We start from the raw sequence: 18,524 nt of genomic DNA on the forward strand, positions 1-18,524 counted from the left end.
CATGAACGACCCGGCAGCGCGGCTCTCGCCCGCTGTCCCGCCGGTTGCAACGTCGCCCCCGTCGGTACGCGTCCGCATGGCCGGACGCGAGAGGAGTTGTTGTTGTCATGGAAGACAATTCTGGCTTATCACGGCGCACCTTCCTCGGTGTGAGCGCGCTGGGCGTGCTCGGTCTCGCCGGCTGTGGAGGCGGTACCCCTGCGGCGCCGCAAGTCGACGTCCAAGTGCCCCAGGCACTGCTCGACCAGGCCGCCTCGCTGCGCGGCGGACAGGTCGGGATGCTCTCGCAGAAGCTGTACTCGGAGTCCGCCAACAAGGCGCTCGACAAGTCGCTGCAGGTGTTCGCGCAGGCGACCGGCACCACCGTCCGCAACGACCTGGTCTCCGGTGACGCCGGGGACATGGTCGCGAAGATGGACGCCGAGGTGAAGGCGGGTACCAGCCGTGATCTCGCCTTCGTGAGCGACCGGCGGTTCGTCGGCCAGCTGCACAACCTCGGCGCCCTCACCGACGTCACCGACGTGGTCGAGGAGATGCGCAAGCTCTACGGGGAACCCGCGACGGAGGCGAGCACCTACTGCGTGTTCGACGGGCGCTGGTTCGCGATCCCGTACCACTTCATCGCCTCCGCGATGTACCTGCGCAAGGACTGGTACCAGGAGAAGGGACTCCAGCTCAAGCCCCACTACTCGTGGGAAGAGCTGCGCGACAACGCCTTGGAGGTCTCCGACCCGGCGAAGAAGCGGTTCGGCTGGGGCCTCACGGTCAACAGGTCCGGTGACGCCAACGGCTTCATCGCGAACGTCGTCAACTGCTACGGCGGCGCGATCGCGGACAACACCGGCACGAAGGTGGTGTTCAACTCGCCGGAGACCGTCGCCGCCGTCACGTTCATCGGCGACATCTACACGAACCCGAAGTACACGCCGATGCTGCCGCCGGGCATCGGCAGCTGGACCGACTCGAGCAACAACGAGAACTGGCTGGCCCAGATCCTGGGGCTCACGCTCAACCAGTTCAGCGTCTACGCCGACTCGAAGACCAAGAACAACCCGGTCTACGGCAACACCCACCCGTTCAACGGCGCCACCGGGCCGGCGCTGGACAAGCCGCTCGCGTTCGGCGAGTCCAACTCGTTCGTCGTGTTCAAGGGAGCGAAGAACGTCGACCTCGCCAAGCTGGTCGCGAAGTACATGGTGAGCGGGACCGCGCTGCTCGGTGTCGCGAAGGGAGCGCCGTGCCTGGTGAACCCCTCGTGGGACAAGGTCTGGGACTCCGATCCGTACTACACGACCGGTGACCAGGCGTTCCCCGCCCTGCGGGAGCAGACCCGCACGAAGCTCCCGGTGACCACCAAGACCGGGTTCGCGTTCCCCCAGGCGCCGAGCCCAGGCGAACAGGCCGCCACCGCCGCGTACGTGCTGACGGACATGATGCAGTCGGTCATCCAGGGCACCAAACCGGCCGACGCCGTCGCCGCGACCCACGCCCGGATCGTGCAGGTGTTCGAGCAGCAGGGCTACAAGCAGTGACCGTCGTCCGTGAGCGACCGGCGCCGGCCAGTCCGGCGCCGAGCGCGTCTTCGCCGTTCACCAGGTCGCAGCGGCTGCTCGGGCGTGACTGGCGCCTCGCGGCGGTGTTCATCGGGCCGACGCTGGTGCTGGTCGCGGGCCTGATCCTGTTCCCGATCGCCGACTCCGTCCTCACCAGCACCACGGAACGGCACGGCGCGGAGACGGTCTTCGTCGGGCTGGACAACTACACGGCCCTCATCAACGACTCCTTGTTCCACAAGGGAGTTCTCAACTCGTTCGTCTTCACCGCGTACGCCGAGATCTTCAAGGTCGTCCTCGGCCTGATCGCGGCGATGATGCTGCACCACATGCGCCGCGGCCGGGCGTTCCTGGCCGGGGTGATCCTGCTGCCGTGGGTGGTGCCGACGGTCGTCACGGCCTTCACCTGGCGGTCGCTGTTCGACCCGATCTTCGGCAGCGTCAACGTCCTGCTCACCGACTCCGGCATCGGGCCCGTCCTCGCCTCGATCGGGCTGGTCGACCGGTGGCCGGCGGAGTGGCTCTCGGATCCGGCGCTCGCGATGCCGTCGGTGATCCTGGTCAACGTCTGGAAGGGCATCCCGTTCTTCACGGTGACGTTCCTCGCGGGGCTCAAGGCCATCGACAGCCACCTCTACGAGGCGGCCATGGTGGACGGTGCCTCGCCGTGGCAGCGCTTCGTGAACATCACGCTGCCCGGTCTGCGTCACGTGATGATCGTGACGGTGCTGCTGTCGTCGATCTGGACGTTCAACAACTTCGACCTGATCTGGCTGATGACCCAGGGCGGGCCGGGCGACGCCACCGCCCCGTACGTGATGGTGGCCTACTCCAAGGCCATCCAGCAGCTGCAACTGGGCGCGGGCGCCGCGGTCACGCTGGTGATGCTGCCGATCGTCGCGATCCTCGTGGTGATCCTCGTGCGGATGATGCGCCGCAACGACCTTCCGGGCGCGGGCGACCTCGGGCGCAGGCGGCTGACCCCCGCGCAGCGCAAGGCGATGCCGTGGGTGATCGTCGTGGCGTCGGTGCTCCTGCTGGTCTGGGCTTCGCCGCACATCGTGTGGAAGGCCGCGCTCGTACTGGGCGTGTTCGTGGTGCTCGCGGCCGCGGTCGGACGGCTCGTCTCCGTGCTCGCCGCGCGGGGCAACCAGCTGGCCGCGCGGGTGGTCAGCGGCACCGGCAGCGGGGTCGCGCTCGTGGCGTTGCTGGCCTTCGTGCTCGCTCCGCTCTACTGGATGACGGTCACGGCCTTCAAGTCCGACGACCAGATCGTCGCGCGCACCGACGACCTGTGGCCGACCCCGTGGACCACCCAGCAGTTCACCAACCTGTTCACCGACAGGGCGTTCGGCACCTGGTACGTCAACACGATCATGGTGTCGGTGGCGTCCACCGCGATCGCCCTGGTCTGCGCGGCGCTGGCGGGCTATGCGTTGGCGCGGCTGAAGTTCCGGGGTTCGGAGAGCTTCACGGTGACGATCCTGCTCACCTACGTGATGCCGGGCGCGCTGCTGTTCATCCCGCTGTACCAGATGATGAGCGGGATCGGGCTCAACGACTCGTTGTGGTCGCTGGTGCTCGCCTATCCGACGTTCACCCTGCCGTTCGCGACGTGGCTGCTCGTCGGCTACTTCAAGTCGATCCCGGCCGACCTCGAGGAGGCCGCGCTGGTCGACGGCTGCACGCGGTTCGGCGCGTTCATCAGGATCGTGCTGCCGCTGGCCAAGCCGGGGCTGCTCGCGGTCGCGCTGTTCACGCTCACCAACGCGTGGAACGAGTTCCTGTTCGCCTTCGTGTTCATCACCAAGGACGACTACAAGACGCTGCCCGTCGGCATGCAGTCGATGATCTTCGGCGACGTCGTGCCGCAGGGACAGCTGGCCGCGGCCTCGTTGCTGATCAGCATCCCGGTCGTGGTCATGTACGGGTTCGGGCAGCGGTTCCTGACCGAGGGCCTCACCGCGGGAGCGGTGAAGGGATGAGCGAGACCCCGGCGATCACGGAGGAGCACGTCGCGACGGGATCCCGGCCGAGCGACCTGCGCATCACGGACCTGCGGGTGGCCACTGTGGCCGGGGTGCCGTTCCGCTCGTCGATCATCAGGATCGACACCAACCAGGGACTTGTCGGCTACGGGGAGGTGCGCGACCAGGCCAGTGCCACCTACGCGCTCGTGCTCAAGAGCAGGCTGATCGGCGAGAACCCCTGCAACGTCGACAAGATCTTCCGCAAGATCAGGCAGTTCGGGTTCCACGGCCGTCAGGGCGGTGGGGTCTCCGGCGTCGAGATGGCGTTGATGGACCTGGCGGGCAAGGCGTACGGGGTGCCCGCGTACGCGCTGATCGGGGGCCGGTTCCGGGACGAGATCCGCTGCTACGCCGACACTCCGTCGCTGCCGGACCCGCACGCGATGGGCGCCCGGCTGCTGGACCGCAGGCGGAGCGGGTTCACGATGCTGAAGATGGACGTGGGCATCGACCTGCTGTGGGACGTGCCGGGGGCGTTGATCGCGCCGCCGGGTGCCCGCGCGGACCTGACGACGATGCACCCGTTCACCGGCATCCAGGTCACCGCCAGGGGAGTCGACCACCTGGCGTCCTATGTGGACACGGTTCGCTCCGTCGTCGGCTACGACATCGCTTTGGCCGCCGACCACTTCGGCCACATCGCCCTCGACTCGTGCATCCGGATCGGCCGCGCGCTGGAGCCGTTCACGCTGGCGTGGATCGAGGACCTGATCCCGTGGCAGCTGACGGACCAGTGGCGTCAGCTCACCGAGGCCGTCGCCGTCCCGACGTGCACGGGGGAGGACATCTACCTGCTCGACGGCTTCCGGCCGCTGCTCGACGCCGGCGCCATCCGCGTCGTGCACCCCGACCCGGCGACGGCGGGCGGGATCGCGGAGACCAAACGGCTCGGCGACTACGCGCAGGAACGCGGGATCGCGATGGCGCTGCACCTGGCGGCGTCGCCCATCGCGACGATGGCGTGCGTGCACCTGGCCGCCGCCACGGAGAACTTCCTCGCACTCGAACACCACGCGGCGGAAGTGGAGTTCTGGAGCGACCTCGTCACCGGCCTGCCCCGGCCGCTGATCCAGAACGGCCACATCACGGTGCCGGACACGCCGGGGCTGGGGTTCGGCGACATCGACGAGGAACTCCTGCGACGGCACCTCGACCCGCGCGATCCGGTGTTCTTCGCCGAGACGACGCACTGGGACGCGGAGTCGAGCCACGACCGGCTGTGGAGCTGAGTCAGGCTCGGCCCTGCTCGGCGCGCCACCGCTCGTACTCGGGCCGCGCCTCGTCCGACAGCGGGTAGTACCGCCGCAGGTCGCCACCCTCGGAGAGCCGGATCCGGGAGAACTCCTCCCACTCCGCGTGCTCCTGGGCGACGGCGACGAGAGCGGGCGCGAGCTTGATCGGCACGACCACGGCCCCGTCGTCGTCGGCGACGACGATGTCGCCCGGCACGACGAGCGTGCCACCGCACGCCACCGGCACGTTGACGGCGGCCGGGACGATGTCGGTCTGGGCGTGGTAGTTCGGGGTGGCGCCGCGGATCCACAGCCCGAGGCCGAGCTGCTTGGCCTCGCCGGTGTCGCGCAGGCACCCGTCGATCACCACGCCGGCGCCACCGCGGCCCTTGAAGTAGGTCAGCATCATCTCGCCGAACACACCGCTGCTCATGTCACCGCGCGCGTCGACGACGATCATGTCGCCGGGCTGGGCGTGGTACATGACGTGCCGGTGCAGCTGCTTCTCCGGTTCCTCGTACTCGTCGACGGGGTAGAGGTCCTCCCGCTTGGGCAGGAACTGCAACGTCAGCGCCGGTCCCGCCACGCGCATTCCGGGCGTCACCGAGACCGGCCCGCGGATGAACGCGCTGCGGATGCCCATGCGGCTGAGCTCGGCGCTGGCCGTCGCACTGCCGAGGACCGCGAGGGCCGCGCTGAGTTCGGCGGGTGGGCGAACGATGTCGTGCGTCTCGACCACGTCGGTAGCTCCTCGGATCCGCGCTGACCGTAATCATCGGAGGGTTCGCTGAGATTCCGATCCTGAGCCTAGTCCAGCGAACCCCTGTGAGGTAAGGAAAATCGGCTGTGCAGTCTTCACAGAAGTACGCGATCGTCCACGGGGGATTCGACGGTCGAAGGTGCCTCCCGTGGTTCGCTCGTGGTGGGGGATTGTCCGGTCAACGTGCTGGGGGCATCTCGTCGTTGGTGTGGCCGTTCGGGCTCTGGCAGCGGACTGTCCACAGTGGAGTCACGCAGCGCCGTCCGCGCCGAGGTTCGGCCGGAGGCAGGGACGGAGGACAACCGCCCACCGCCCCACCTCCTCGACCGAAAAGCCTGGTGCGACACCCTTTTCGCGGAAAGCGATCAAACGATCTCGCCGTGGCGAACTCACCCCGGAGATCGCGGGACCACCGCCGGACGCGCGGTCAGGAGATGCCGCGGAAGAAGGCGCGGATGTCGTCCGCGAGCAGCTTCGGCTCCTCCATCGCGGGGAAGTGACCGCCCTCGGCGAACTCGCTCCAGTGACCGATCATCTTCCCCGGGTCCATCGCGCGGCGCACGAGCGGATGGGTGTCGAACACGGCCCATCCCGACGGCACGCCGGCGGCCATGACCAGGTCGAGTCCGGAGTGCTCCGACTCGTAGTAGAACTGCGCGCTCGACGCGCCGCTGCGGGTGAACCAGTACAGGCTGATGTTCGTGAGGAGCTGGTCGCGGTCGACCGTCTCGTCCGGGGTCCGGTAGGTGTCGCCGGTCCTGGTCCTGAACTTCTCGGCGATCCACGCGAGCTGACCGACCGGGGAGTCGGTGAGCGCCGCGCCGATCGTGTCGGGACGGTGGTCCTGCATCAGGAGATAGCCGCGTTCGGCCGTGTGCTCGGTGCGCATCGCCTCGATCTGGGCGGTCTCGTCCTCGGACAGGCCTTCGGGGAAGGGGAACTTGTCGCCGAGCAAGCCGAGCAACCGGGAGTCGACGCCGGTGTGCGTGCCGATGACGCGCTCGGGGTGGGTCGCCGCGAGCCGGCCGGTGGTGCCCGCGCCGACGTCGGTGCCGTGGGCCGCGAACCTCTCGTAGCCGAGTCGCGTCATGATCTCGGCGTAGGCCTCCGTCGTCCGCGCCAGCTCCCAGCCGGTCCCCGACAGCGGGGTGGAGAACCCGAAGCCGGGCAGCGACGGGATGATCACGTGGAACTCGTCGGTCAGCAGCGGGACGAGTCGCTGGTAGTCGACGAACGAGCTCGGCCAGCCGTGGTTCAGGACCAGCGGGGTGGCCTCCGGGTTCGCCGAGCGCACGTGGACGACGTGGAACGTCTGGCCGTCGACGACCGTCGTGAACTGGTCGTGCTCGTTGAGCTTCTCCTCCTGCGCACGCCAGTCGAATCCGTCGCGCCAGTACTCGGCGAGCTCCTTCAGGTACGTCAGCGGGATGCCGCGGCTGAAGTCGCTGCGATCGTCCCGGTCCGGCACGGGGTTCGGCCAGCGCGTGTGCGCCAGCCGGTTGCGCAGGTCGTCGACGTCCGCCTGCGGGATGTCGACGCGGAACGGCGTGAGTGCGTTGTTCTCGTTCATGACGCAGACGTTTTCAGGCAATGCGGCAGGATAGCTTCCGCAATTGCTGGAAGGATCGCGAACATGCTGGAGACCTCGGCCCGTCTGCTCGAACTGCTGTCGTTGCTCCAGCTCAAGCGCGACTGGACGAGCACCGAACTCGCCGGCCGGCTCGGCGTGAGCACGAGGACCGTGCGCGCGGACGTCGGCAAGCTGCGGTCGCTCGGGTATCCCGTGGACGCGCGTCCCGGCGTCGCGGGCGGGTACCGGCTGGCCGCCGGGACGGCGATGCCCCCGCTGCTGCTCGACGACGACGAGGCCGTCGCCGTCGCGGTCGGACTGGGTGTGGTCGCGACCCAAAGGCTTGGGGTGGAAGAGACATCGCTCACCGCGCTCGCGAAGCTGGAGCAGGTGCTGCCCTCGCGTCTGCGTCGGCGCGTGGAGTCGGTGCGCGAGGCGACGAGCGTTGTTCCAGGGGCCAGACCATCGCTCGACGTCTCCGTCCTGGGTGCCGTCGCCGCGGCGATCCGCGCTCACGAACGGCTCCGGTTCGGCTACACGAAGCCCGGCGGCGACGAAGAGGCACGCCACACCGAACCGCAGCGGCTGGTGAGCTGGGGAGCGCTCTGGTACCTGCTCGCGTGGGATCTCGACCGCGACGACTGGCGGGTCTTCCGCGTCGACCGCATGGTTCGGCAGGCGCTGACGGGTGCGCGGTTCCGGCCGCGCGCGATCCCGGAGAACGACGCCGTCGAGTACGTCGTCGCCCGCGTCAGCAAGGGGGCCTGGAAGTACCGCGCACGGGTGCTCATGCACGCTCCCGCCGCCGAGATCGCCGCGAAGATCCACATCCCGGTCGACGTCGAGGCGGTCGACGAGTCCACGTGCCGTGTCGACGTGGGTGCCGACGACCCGGACCGCCTCGCGCTGTGGATGGCACAGCTCGACGTCGACATCGAGGTGATCGACGGAGACGAGCTCGCGGAGGCGTTCGATCGCCTCGCGACGAGGTTCGGCCGCGGGGCCCGGCGTCTGAGCTAACGCGTGTCAGGCAAGTCTCCACTTGCAGGCAAGCGGAGACTTGCCTATTGTGCTGAACGTGGAAGGCGAGCTCTTCAAGGCACTGGCGGATCCGAACCGCAGGCTCATCCTCGACGAGCTGACCGAGCGCAACGGCCAGACGCTGTTCGAGATCTGCACCCGGCTGATCTCCAAGCACGGCCTGAGCCTGACCCGGCAGGCGGTCAGCCAGCACCTGGCCGTGCTGGAAGCGGCCGGCCTGGTCCGGTCACGCCGTGAGGGCCGCTACAAGTTCCACGACCTCGACACCGAACCGCTGGAGCACATCGTCGAGCGATGGCTCAGGCCGCGACCGGAGGACACCCCATGAAGATCCACCTGACCAGCGTCTTCGTCGACGACCAGGACAAGGCGCTCAGCTTCTACACCGACGTCCTCGGCTTCGTGAAGAAGACCGAGGTGCCGATCGGCGCGGACCGCTGGCTGACCGTCGTCTCGCCGGAAGACCCCGACGGCACCGAGCTGCTCCTCGAACCCGACGGTCACCCCGCGGTGAAGCCGTACAAGAACGCGTTGGTGGCGGACGGCATCCCCGCGACCCAGTTCGCCGTCGACGACGTCCGCGCGGAGTTCGACCGGCTGAGCGCGCTGGGAGTGAAGTTCACCCAGGAACCGCTGGACATGGGCCCGGTTACGACCGCAGTGCTGGACGACACCTGCGGCAACCTGATCCAGATCGTCCAGCACCTCGGCGGGTGAGTTCGGGACCGTTCGAGGGAGCGCTCCCACCGGTCTGCGATCATGCTGCGCCATGAATCGCTACGAGCAGTTCCGCAGCACCGCACTCGATCGTGACCTCCCCGACGACGAGGTAGGCAAGTTCGCCGACCAGCTCCGGTTCGCGATCTGGACGGGTGCGGCCGGCGCCGAGGACGAAGGCGTCGGGCAACTCGGGGGACTGCCCCGGTTACCGGTGGGCGTGGAGTGGCCGGGCGGCGGAGACCCGCTGCCGTTCGTCGGCTCGGTGGACCTCGCGGCCCTTCCCCGGGCCGAAGGGCTCGCCCTGCCGCAGGACGGCTCGCTGCTGTTGTTCCTGCACCACGAGGAGGACATGGAAGAACATTCCCCCGGTGCCGAGTCGCACTACGCGCGAGCGCTGTACGTCCCGGCAGGAACGGACACGGCGGTGGCGGCACCGCCGTCCGGCCACGACAGCAGGACGTTCTTCCACGAGGAGATCCCGTTCCTCATCCCCGAGCGCCGGCTCTCCGCGTGGGTTCAGCCGGTTCTGCCGGACTGGATCGAGGACCGCGACGTCGAGTTCCGGTCGGACACCGTGAAGCAGCTCTTCGACGAGCTGAAGCACATCGACGACCTGTGCGCGCTGGTCGGCGAACTCTGGCCGGCGCCCGCCAGGTCCGCCGCACTCCGCCTCGGTGGGTACTGCTCCGAGATCGGCGGCCAGGACGGCCCGTGGACGCAGATGGCGTCCGTCCACCTCGGCGACCGGCCTGGAGACGGCCCCGAACTGCACAGCGCGGAGTGGTTCCGCCTGCTGCACGAGGAGGCGGACCGGCTGAGCCGGGACTGGGTGCCGCTCGCCCAGTTCCACACGGAAAGCGACGTGTACTACGGGTGCTTCCTGATCAGCTCGGACGATCTCGCCGCCGCGCGCTTCGACCAGATGCGGTCGTTCACCATGTTCACCGAGTAGCGCGCACGCCGGTCACTTGCCGCACAGCGCGGTGGCGAACGTCGACATGATCGCGCCCGACGTCTCGGGCTTCACGGGGTAGGCGTTCACCGCGATGACGGCGATGCGGCCGTCCGGGCCGACGCCGGCCATCGACATGTAGCCGAAGGTGGATCCTTCGTGGCCCCAGTACTGGCCTCCGCAGGGGAGCGGCACGGTGAACAGGCCGAGTCCGTAGGACGCGTTCGCCACCCCGAGGTTCGGCGCGGGCACGGCTGACTTCATCGCCTGAAGCTGGGCGGGCGGCAGGATGCGGCCGCCCAGCAACGCGTCGTAGAACGTCGCGATGTCCCTCGACGTGGAGATCAGCCCGCCTGCCGCCCACGCGAGCGTCGAGTCGTAGTCGCTGAAGTCGATCACGCCGCTCTTGCCTGGTACGTAACCGATGGCGTGCGGCTGGGGGAGTTCGGTGTCGCCGCGGCCGGGGAGGTAGGTGCTGGTCAGGTTCAGGGGACGGACGACGCGCCGGTCGATCTGCTGGGAGAGGGTGTCGCCGGAGACCTTCTCGACCAGCATGCCGAGGACGATGTAGTTGGTGTTGGAGTAGGTCCATCCGGTGCCGGGGGCGAAGAGCGAGGGCTGCTGCACGGCGGTCGCGACCAGTTCGGCGGGATTCGCTCCCTGGTTGCGGAGGGTCTCCGGATCGATGCCGGCGAGCTTGCCCAGGTAGTTCGGCAGCCCGCTGGTGTGCTGGAGCAGGTGGCGGACGGTGATCTTCGTGCCGTCGTTGCCGTTGCCTGCCACGAGTCCCGGCAGGTACTTCTCGATCGGCGCGTCCAGGTCGACCTTGCCTTCCGCCACCAGTTGCAGGACCACGGTGGCCACAAAGGACTTCGTGATGCTGCCGGCCCGGATCCGGCCATCGGAGATCATCGGTGTCTTGTCGGCGAGGTTCGCGACGCCGCTGGTCGAGGTGCGCACCTGATCTTTGTCCCGCAGGAGTGCCTCGGCGCCGGGAACGCCGCCGGCCGCGGTGAGCTCGTCCAGTTCGGGTTGCACGACATTCCCTGCTTCCGGTGCCGCGGGGGCGGTGTCCGAACCACAGGACGACACGAACAGCGCCAAGCCGCAGGCGAGTGCGGCGAGCTTGCCGGTCACACGGATCTTCACGGGATGTTCCTTCCACGAAACGAACTGGTGGACGAAACGCTAGGGAGCCGGAACGCACGGATCGTCGCCCTGCGCCGTGATCATTTCTCCCCCTGCAGGGGGACTACTGGCGGTCCCGCGCCGGACACAATGTCCGGATGTTCAGCAGCGCAACGGCCTTCGGGAAGACGGCGGCTCGCCGGGTGCTCCGGTCAGGGGACGATCAGCCCGTGGCGCGGTCGCTGGCCCGGCAGTCGATCATGGTGGCGGCCGCGTGCCTGGTGACCGACGTGGTGAGCTTCGCGACGCGCGGGCCCGAACTGGGATCGGCGAACCTCCTGTTCCTGGCCGGAATCGTCGTCGCCGACGCGGCGCTGGCGACGGCGCCGCGGCTGTCCGGGTGGGTCGCGCTCGTCCACGCCGTCCTCGTCCCGGTGCTGGCCCTCGTCCTGCCCGGCCGCAGCGCGAGCACCGCCGGGCAGCTGGTCGCCGCCTATCGCGCGGGCGCCTGGTTGAAGGGCTGGCCTGCCAAGGGATCGCTCGTCGTCCTCGCGGCCGGAGTGTTGTCGTCACTGGTGATCAGCGGTTTGACCGCGCCCGTCACCGTGCTGTCGCTGGTGGTCGCCAACTCACTGCTGCCGTGGCTGGTCGGCCGCTACACCACCGGGCGCAAGGCGTACGTCGACGAACTCCGCAACCAGCGGGAGGCCGCCGTGCGGGACGCCGAGGCCGAGCTGAACCAGGCGCTGGCACGGGAGCGCGAGGCGATCGCGATAGACCTGCACGACGTCATCGCGCATCACGTGAGCGCGATCGGTGTCCACGCCACGGCCGCGCGGCTGAACCTCGACGGCGCGGGCACCGGCCCGGTGCGGACGTCGCTCGCCGCGGTGGAAGGGTCCAGCCGGGCGGCGATGATCGACCTGCGACGCTTGCTCTCGTTGCTGCACGAGGGCGAGGCGTCGCCGGACCAGCCAGGTCTCGCGAAGCTCCCGGACCTGTTCGACGGCGTGCGCGCGTCCGGGCTTCAGGTCAGCTTCGTCGTCTACGACGATCCTCGTCCGGTACCGCGCGGCATCGACACGATGTTGTACCGGGTGGTGCAGGAGATGATGACGAACGCACTGCGGCACGGCGATGGAGGACTGGCCCGGGTGGAACTCGAGTACAGCGGCGCTCACGTGTCGGTGACCGCGCGCAACCGGATCCGGTCCACTGAGGACAATGCCAGGGATGTCCCTGCGGGGCACCAGGGTCTGGGCGTCGGCCTGGACGGAATGCGCAAGCGGGCGGAGGCACTGGGTGGCTCCATGTCGGCGGGGCCGGCCGGGGACGGCCAGTACTGGGAGAGCACCGTGACGATGCCGACGGGAACCGGATCATGACCCTGCGCATCCTGATCGCCGACGACCACGCGGTGTTCCGATCCGGCCTGCGCGCGGTGCTCGACGCGCAGCCGGACATGGAGTGCGTCGCCGATGTCGGGGACGGCTACAGCGCGGTCGAGACGACCCGGTCCCTGCGCCCGGACGTGGCCGTCCTCGACGTGCGCATGCCCAAGCTGGACGGCCTCGCGGCGGCCCGCGAACTCCGTTCCTCCGGCACGCATCCGCTCAAGATCGTCCTGCTGACCACCTTCGACACCGACGAGTACGTCCGGACGGCGCTCGCCTCGGGCGTCAGCGCGTTCCTGCTGAAGAGCCTGCCTCCGGAGGAACTGGTCACCGCGATCCGCGTCGCGGCCAGAGGCGACACCTACATCGACCCGACGATCACCCGCAGGCTCGCGCCCCGGCTGGCCGAGACCCTGGCCGCGACCGTCCCGGCACGCAGCGCGGCGCCGGGACTTGAACGGCTCACGCCGCGCGAGCACGAGGTGTTCCTGCTGATGGCCGCGGGATTCACGAACGCCGAGATCTGCGACCAGCTCTACGTCAGCGGCGAAACGATCAAGTCGCACGTGTCGCGGGTGCTGGCCAAGCTCGACCTGAGGGACCGCGTGCACGCCGTGCGCTTCGCACACCACTACGGCCTGATCGAACCCCACAACACCTCTGGGTTGTGACGGCTCAAGGGTGGAGGTGGGCGCGTTCGCTGTTGTGGTCGAGGATGCAGAGGATCTCGGCCGGGCCGCGATCGCTGCGGACGGCGTGCGGGGTCATGGTCGAGAACGAGGCGGCCTGACCGGCCTCGACGCGGATGACTCGTTCGCCGAGGTAGAGCACGACGGTGCCGGACAGCACCGTGAACCAGTCCCTGCCGGGATGGACACCGAGGTCGTCGGGGGTGATGCCACCCGCCTGGTCGGTGATCCGCATCTTGGCGACGGTCAGGCCCGGCGGGCCGTTGTCCTTGCTCAGCAGCCAGGTGGTCAGGCCGCGGCTGTCGTCGCGGTCGGGGCGGATCACCACGTCGGAGTCGTCGGGGGACTCGACGAGCTCGTCGAGGGACTTGCCCAGCGCGGAGGAGATGGCGGTGAGCTGGTCGAGGCTCAGCCGGCGGTGCCCGGTCTCGATGCGGCTGAGCTGGGACGGGCTGATGCCCGCGCGTTCGGCGAGGTTGTCCAGTGACCAGCCGCGTGCCTTGCGCAGGGACCTGATTCGCATCCGAACGGTGACGTCCAACGTTGATTCTTGCTCCACCGGCAAGAGTGTATGACGCGGTGGCAATGATCGATCTACCTTCGTGGCATGAACACACACCGCGACGTCCACAGTCACATCGAGCACGAGCGAGCAGGTGGCTCCGACATCGCGCTGGCACGGCTGCTGGAACTGGACGCCGAGGTCCTGGCCTCCTACCTGGCGGAACTGACCGGCCGGCTCGCCGCTCTCGCGCACCCCGCCCCGGCGCGGATCCTGGACCTGGGCAGCGGCCCCGGCACGGGCAGTCTCGCCCTCGCCCGTCAGTTCGGTTCGGCGGCGGTGACGGCGGTGGACATCTCCCCGCAGATGCTGCACCGCCTGCGCAAGCAGGCCGCCGCGCACTGGGTCGCCGAGCGGATCAGCACGCTGGAGGCGAACCTCGACGAGTCCTGGACCGAGATCGGTGAGGGCGCTCCGTACGACCTGATCTGGGCCGCGGCCTTCCTGCACCACGTGACCGACCCCGCCCGCACCCTGGCGCGGGCGTTCGAGAACCTGCGGCCGGGCGGGCTGCTGGCCGTCACCGAGATGGACTTCTTCCCCCGTTTCCTGCCCGAGGACACCGGCATCGGCCGGCCTGGGCTGGAGGCCCGCCTGCACGCCGCCACGAACACCCAGCCACCCCACGAGTGGATCGGCCAACTCCAGGACGCCGGATTCACGATCGAGGAGCGGCGCCCGTTCGAGATCCGCCTCGACGGCACGCAGGCCGGGCCGTTGCTGAACGACTACGCCCAGATCTGCCTCGCGAAGCTGCGTTCGCACGCCACCGACCTCCTCGACGCGGACGACCTGGCCTCCCTCGACGCACTGCTGGACGAGACGCGGCCGCACGGCATCGCCCGTCGCGACGACCTGAGCGTGCGCACCACGCGCACCACCTGGATCGCCCGCCGCCCGTGAACCGCCGCGACGAACTGGAGTCCGCCATGAGCACCGCCGCGGTCCTCGAAACCGATGGTGCGACCGCGCCCCGCCGCGGACGAGTCCTCGCCGTGCTGGGCCTGGCCCAGCTGATGGTGGTGCTGGACACCACCATCGTGAACATCGCCCTGCCGTCGGCCCAGGCCGACCTCGGGTTCTCCGACGGCTCGCGGCAGTGGGTCATCACCGCCTACGCGCTGGCCTTCGCGGCGCTGCTCCTGCCGGGAGGACGGCTCGCCGACCTCTTCGGCCGCAAACCGGCCTTCCTGATCGGCGGGGCCGGCTTCGCCATCGCCTCCGCGATCGGCGGCATCGCGCCCTCGTTCGGCGTCCTGGTCACCGCCCGCGCACTGCAGGGCGTGTTCGCCGCTCTGCTCGCTCCGGCCGTGCTGTCGTTGTTGAACACCACCTTCACCGGGACGAGGGAGCGCGCCAGGGCGTTCGGCGTCTTCGGCGCGATCGGGGCCTCGGGCACGGTGCTCGGCCTGCTGATCGGCGGCGCGCTGACTCAGTTCCTGGACTGGCGCTGGACCATGTTCATCAACGTCGTCTTCGCCGCTGCCGTCGTCGCCGGAGGAACGCGGCTGCTGGTCCACACCAGGGACAGGGCCGGCTCCCGGCTGGACCTGCCCGGTACCGCGATGATCTCGGCGGGCCTGTTCGCCGTGGTCCACGGCTTCGCCAACGCCGAGTCGCACTCCTGGAGCTCGCCCCTGACCTGGGGATTCCTCGCCGCCGGTGTCGTGCTGATCGTGGCGTTCACGCTCTGGCAGCGTCGCTCGGAGGACCCGCTGCTGCCCCTGAGCGTGCTGCGGGACCGCGACCGGGCCGCGTCGTTCGCCGCTCTGCTGGTCACCGGCGCGGGCCTGTTCGGCGTCCTGCTGTTCCTGACCTACTACCTGCAGGCCGACCGCGGGTTCACTCCCGTCGCGACCGGTCTGGCCTACCTGCCGATGATCCTGGCGATGATGGCCGTCGCCCAGGTCTCCACCACGAAGCTCGTTCCCGCCCTCGGCGCAGGGAAGGTGCTGCCGGCCGGTTTCGTCCTGTCCGGCTCCGGCCTGCTCTGGCTCACCGCCCTCGACCTCACCTCCGGCTACTGGGCCAGCGTGCTGCCCCCGCTGATCGTCATCGGCGCCGGCCTGGGCGGCATCGTCCCGCCCGCGATGTCGTTGGCCACCCACGGCGTGCCCGCCCAGGACGCCGGTATCGCCTCGGCGACCGTCAACGTCATGCAGCAGGTCGGCGGCTCCATCGGCACGGCCCTGCTCAACACCCTCGCGGCCAGTGCCGCCCTCTCCTACCTGACCGGCAGGAACACGGCCGACCCGGCGGTTCGGAGCCAGGCCGCCCTGCACAGCTACGCCACCGCCTTCACCTGGGCCGCCGGGCTCTTCTTCGCCGGCGCCCTCATCACCGCCCTGCTCTACCGGCGGCCGGACAAGGGAAACACTCATGACTGAAGTCCACGGATTCGCCGACGAGGGATTCGGCCCGGTGGCCGACGCCTTCCGCGCCAACTTCGACGAGAACCTGGAAACGGGCGCCGCCGTCGCCGTGTACCGCGACGGCCGCCTGGTGGTGGATCTGCACGCCGGAGTCGCCGACGCCACCTCCGGTGAGCGCTGGACCGCGGACACCCTCGCGGTGACCTTCTCCGTCACCAAAGGACTCATGGCGCTGTCCGCCTACCTTGCCCAGCAAGAGGGTCTGCTCGACTTCGACGCGCCCGTCACCTCGCTGTGGCCCGAATACGCGGCCCACGGCAAGGAAGCCACCACCGTTCGCGACCTGTTCAGCCACCGCGCGGGCGTGGTCGCGATCGATGCCGACCTCGACCTCGACGACGTGACCCGCTGGACGCCCGTCGTCGCCGCGATCGAGGCCACCCGGCCCCAGTTCACCCCGGGAACGACGTTCGCGTACCACGCCCTGACCTACGGCTGGCTCACCGGGGAAGTCCTGCGCCGCGCCACCGGCAGGCTCCCCGGCGACCTGCTGGACCACTACCTGTCGGCACCCCTCGCCGCGCAGGCGTGGATCGGGCTGCCGGACGACCTCCACTCCCGAGTCGCCCGGATCGTGCCCGCCCCGGCCGACACCTCCCCGCAGACGGCCGAGTTGGTGCGGAAGATCCTCGCCATGCCGACGTTCGTCCGGTCGGTCACCCTCGGAGGCCTTCTTCCCCTCCGGCCCATCGACCCCGCGCACGGACTCGACTTCAACTCACCCGCGCTGCACTCCGCGCAGATCCCGGCTGCCAACGGCATCACCACCGCCCGCGACCTGGCCCGCATCTACAGCACGGCGGTCACGTCCACGCAGGGAATCGGGCCCTTGCTGACCGAAGAGAGCATCGCGGACGCGCTGACCCCTCGCTCGTCCGGCGCCTCGTGGCCAGGTGCGCTCACGCCGCCCGGCATCCGCTTCTCCACCGGCTTCCTCCTCGACGGTCCGGCCCGGTCGCTGCTGTCGGACACCTCGTTCGGCCACGACGGCGCCAACGGGGCACTGGCCTTCGCCGACGCCGGCGCGCAGGTCGGATTCGCCTACCTCAACAACCGGATGCCGGCGATGGTGGACGAACGGGCCGGTCGAATCACCACGGCACTGCGCGACGCGCTCAAACATTAGTACTAGTACCGGAACATCTGTGCCAGGAAGGCCGGACTCCCGTTGTGGCCGTTGACAATGGATCCGCTACTGCGAAAGCAAGCGGAATTCCGTTCCTGAGCACCGGGAAGTTGTGTGAGATGACCGAACTGATCTCCGACGAACTGCCACTGGGACGCGAGCACCCGTTCGACCCGCCCGCCGAGATCACCGCGATTCGGAACAGGGCTCCGATGAGCAGGCTGAGGTTCGCGGACGGTCACGTCGGCTGGCTCGTCACCGGCTACCACCAGCTGCGGGAAGTCTTCGGCAGCCCCAAGTTCAGCAGCGACAGGGACAACCACCACCTGCTCGACCCGCGGTTCCAGGGCTCCGACGATCCCGGCAACTTCGTCAGCCAGGACCCGCCGGACCACACCCGGCTGCGCAAGCTGCTGCAGGGCCAGTTCACCGTGCGCAGGATGAACCAGCTGTCCGGCTGGATCGGTGAGATCGTCGAGAACCAGCTCAGGCATCTGCGCTCGCTCGGCGACCGGGCGGACCTGGTGAAGGACTTCACCCTCCCGATCCCGTCACTGGTGATCTGCGCGCTGCTCGGCATCGACTACGACGAACGGCACCGGTTCCAGGGGGACACCGAGATGCTGGCGAGTCAGGACACCTCGCCAGAGGAGCTGATGGCGGCCCTGAACCGGATCAAGAGCTTTCTCCGGGAGCTGGTCGCCAGGAAGAAGGAGAACCCCGGCGACGACATGCTCAGCGGCCTGCTGGTCTCCGGGGGACCGACCGACGAGGAAGCGTCGAACATGGCGTTGCTGCTCCTCCTGGCCGGTCACGAGACCTCGGCGAACATGCTGGCCCTCGGCACTTTCGCGCTCCTGCAGCACCCGGACCAGCTGAAGATCCTCAAGGACGAACCGGAGATCGTCGACAACGCCGTCGAGGAGCTCATGCGCTACCTCTCGGTCCCTCACTTCGGACCGTTGCGCACCGCGCTCGAGGACGTGGAGATCGACGGGCACGTGATCAAGGCCGGCGACACCGTGCTGGCGCACCTGCCCACGGCCAACCGGGACCCGAAGAAGTTCCCCGGCAACCCCGACGAGCTCGACCTGCGCCGGGAGGGCCCCCACCACCACCTCGCCTTCGGCCACGGCATCCACCAGTGCCTCGGTCACCAGCTCGCGCGGATCGAGATGCGGACGACCTTCACCCGGCTGTTCCAGGAGTTCCCCGACCTCCGGCTGGACGTGGCGCCGGAAGACGTGCCGCTGCGCACGGACATGCTGCTCTACGGAGTCCACTCGTTGCCAGTGACCTGGTCGGCGTGAACGGCCGAGCCGGCGGCAGGTAGCG

17 protein-coding genes are annotated in these 18,524 nt (G+C 69.1%); 13 read left to right on the forward strand and 4 right to left on the reverse strand.

All coding sequences use genetic code 11. The features are described 5' to 3' along the window. Nucleotides 1-149 precede the first annotated feature (149 nt). The 3 genes from ACIQF0_RS15490 to ACIQF0_RS15500 are packed head-to-tail and all read left to right on the forward strand — an operon-like array spanning nucleotide 150 to nucleotide 4,812. Nucleotides 150-1,532: an extracellular solute-binding protein gene (locus ACIQF0_RS15490; RefSeq protein ID WP_401029820.1), complete on the forward strand. Its 1,383-nt coding sequence runs from the start codon at nucleotides 150-152 to the stop codon at nucleotides 1,530-1,532. Further along, complete coding sequence (locus ACIQF0_RS15495; RefSeq protein WP_401029823.1) at nucleotides 1,529-3,538, forward strand: ABC transporter permease subunit; 2,010 nt, start codon at nucleotides 1,529-1,531, stop codon at nucleotides 3,536-3,538. Before ACIQF0_RS15490 ends, ACIQF0_RS15495 begins: the two co-directional genes overlap by 4 nt. Continuing rightward, nucleotides 3,535-4,812, forward strand: a complete 1,278-nt coding sequence (locus tag ACIQF0_RS15500) for a mandelate racemase/muconate lactonizing enzyme family protein (RefSeq protein ID WP_401029826.1) — start codon at nucleotides 3,535-3,537, stop codon at nucleotides 4,810-4,812. The genes ACIQF0_RS15495 and ACIQF0_RS15500 overlap by 4 nt, the downstream gene beginning before the upstream one ends. Before the next feature lies 1 nt (nucleotide 4,813). Here the strand turns inward: ACIQF0_RS15500 and ACIQF0_RS15505 are convergent, their stop codons facing one another. Then, nucleotides 4,814-5,554 (reverse strand): ribonuclease activity regulator RraA, encoded by a 741-nt coding sequence (locus tag ACIQF0_RS15505; RefSeq protein ID WP_401029829.1) that lies wholly within the window; start codon nucleotides 5,552-5,554, stop codon nucleotides 4,814-4,816. 448 nt (nucleotides 5,555-6,002) lie between these two features. Continuing rightward, on the reverse strand, nucleotides 6,003-7,145 hold the full coding sequence (locus ACIQF0_RS15510; protein WP_401029832.1) for an epoxide hydrolase family protein: 1,143 nt from the start codon (nucleotides 7,143-7,145) through the stop codon (nucleotides 6,003-6,005). A 63-nt stretch (nucleotides 7,146-7,208) separates the two neighbouring features. On the opposite strand from ACIQF0_RS15510, the gene ACIQF0_RS15515 reads away from it, so the two are divergent. The 4 genes from ACIQF0_RS15515 to ACIQF0_RS15530 are packed head-to-tail and all read left to right on the forward strand — an operon-like array spanning nucleotide 7,209 to nucleotide 9,858. Then, nucleotides 7,209-8,165, forward strand: a complete 957-nt coding sequence (locus ACIQF0_RS15515) for a helix-turn-helix transcriptional regulator (protein ID WP_401029835.1) — start codon at nucleotides 7,209-7,211, stop codon at nucleotides 8,163-8,165. Between the two features lie 58 nt (nucleotides 8,166-8,223). After that, nucleotides 8,224-8,514, forward strand: a complete 291-nt coding sequence (locus ACIQF0_RS15520) for a metalloregulator ArsR/SmtB family transcription factor (RefSeq protein ID WP_360038278.1) — start codon at nucleotides 8,224-8,226, stop codon at nucleotides 8,512-8,514. Next, nucleotides 8,511-8,903 carry a VOC family protein gene (locus tag ACIQF0_RS15525; RefSeq protein WP_401029839.1) on the forward strand — a complete coding sequence of 131 codons (393 nt, stop codon included), beginning with the start codon at nucleotides 8,511-8,513 and terminating at the stop codon, nucleotides 8,901-8,903. Before ACIQF0_RS15520 ends, ACIQF0_RS15525 begins: the two co-directional genes overlap by 4 nt. Nucleotides 8,904-8,955: 52 nt before the next feature. Next, nucleotides 8,956-9,858, forward strand: a complete 903-nt coding sequence (locus ACIQF0_RS15530; protein WP_401029842.1) for a DUF1963 domain-containing protein — start codon at nucleotides 8,956-8,958, stop codon at nucleotides 9,856-9,858. A 12-nt stretch (nucleotides 9,859-9,870) separates the two neighbouring features. On the opposite strand, the gene ACIQF0_RS15535 is transcribed toward ACIQF0_RS15530, so the two are convergent. Then, on the reverse strand, nucleotides 9,871-11,007 hold the full coding sequence (locus ACIQF0_RS15535; RefSeq protein WP_401029845.1) for a serine hydrolase domain-containing protein: 1,137 nt from the start codon (nucleotides 11,005-11,007) through the stop codon (nucleotides 9,871-9,873). 137 nt (nucleotides 11,008-11,144) lie between these two features. On the opposite strand from ACIQF0_RS15535, the gene ACIQF0_RS15540 reads away from it, so the two are divergent. Together ACIQF0_RS15540 and ACIQF0_RS15545 are read left to right on the forward strand one after the other, a co-directional pair. After that, nucleotides 11,145-12,371: a sensor histidine kinase gene (locus ACIQF0_RS15540; RefSeq protein WP_401029848.1), complete on the forward strand. Its 1,227-nt coding sequence runs from the start codon at nucleotides 11,145-11,147 to the stop codon at nucleotides 12,369-12,371. Next, on the forward strand, nucleotides 12,368-13,051 hold the full coding sequence (locus tag ACIQF0_RS15545) for a response regulator (protein WP_401029851.1): 684 nt from the start codon (nucleotides 12,368-12,370) through the stop codon (nucleotides 13,049-13,051). Before ACIQF0_RS15540 ends, ACIQF0_RS15545 begins: the two co-directional genes overlap by 4 nt. A gap of 4 nt (nucleotides 13,052-13,055) precedes the next feature. Here ACIQF0_RS15545 and ACIQF0_RS15550 read toward each other — a convergent pair whose 3' ends face one another. Continuing rightward, nucleotides 13,056-13,628, reverse strand: coding sequence for a helix-turn-helix domain-containing protein (locus tag ACIQF0_RS15550; protein ID WP_401029854.1), 573 nt, complete (start codon nucleotides 13,626-13,628; stop codon nucleotides 13,056-13,058). A gap of 48 nt (nucleotides 13,629-13,676) precedes the next feature. Between ACIQF0_RS15550 and ACIQF0_RS15555 the strand changes: the two genes are divergently transcribed. From ACIQF0_RS15555 to ACIQF0_RS15570, 4 genes are all read left to right on the forward strand, one after another. Next, entirely contained in the window at nucleotides 13,677-14,534 is an 858-nt protein-coding gene (locus ACIQF0_RS15555) for a class I SAM-dependent methyltransferase (protein ID WP_401029857.1), read from the forward strand. Nucleotides 14,535-14,560: 26 nt separating this feature from the next. Next, nucleotides 14,561-16,018: an MFS transporter gene (locus ACIQF0_RS15560; protein ID WP_401029860.1), complete on the forward strand. Its 1,458-nt coding sequence runs from the start codon at nucleotides 14,561-14,563 to the stop codon at nucleotides 16,016-16,018. Further along, on the forward strand, nucleotides 16,011-17,189 hold the full coding sequence (locus tag ACIQF0_RS15565; RefSeq protein ID WP_401029863.1) for a serine hydrolase domain-containing protein: 1,179 nt from the start codon (nucleotides 16,011-16,013) through the stop codon (nucleotides 17,187-17,189). Before ACIQF0_RS15560 ends, ACIQF0_RS15565 begins: the two co-directional genes overlap by 8 nt. 119 nt (nucleotides 17,190-17,308) lie before the next feature. Next, the gene (locus tag ACIQF0_RS15570; RefSeq protein WP_401029865.1) at nucleotides 17,309-18,499 is read left to right on the forward strand and encodes a cytochrome P450; all 1,191 of its coding nucleotides are present in this window, start codon (nucleotides 17,309-17,311) and stop codon (nucleotides 18,497-18,499) included. The last annotated feature ends 25 nt before the right edge of the window (nucleotides 18,500-18,524 follow it).

The organism is Lentzea sp. NPDC092896, from assembly GCF_044754905.1.
In the GTDB taxonomy this organism is placed as follows: Bacteria; Actinomycetota; Actinomycetes; order Mycobacteriales; family Pseudonocardiaceae; genus Lentzea.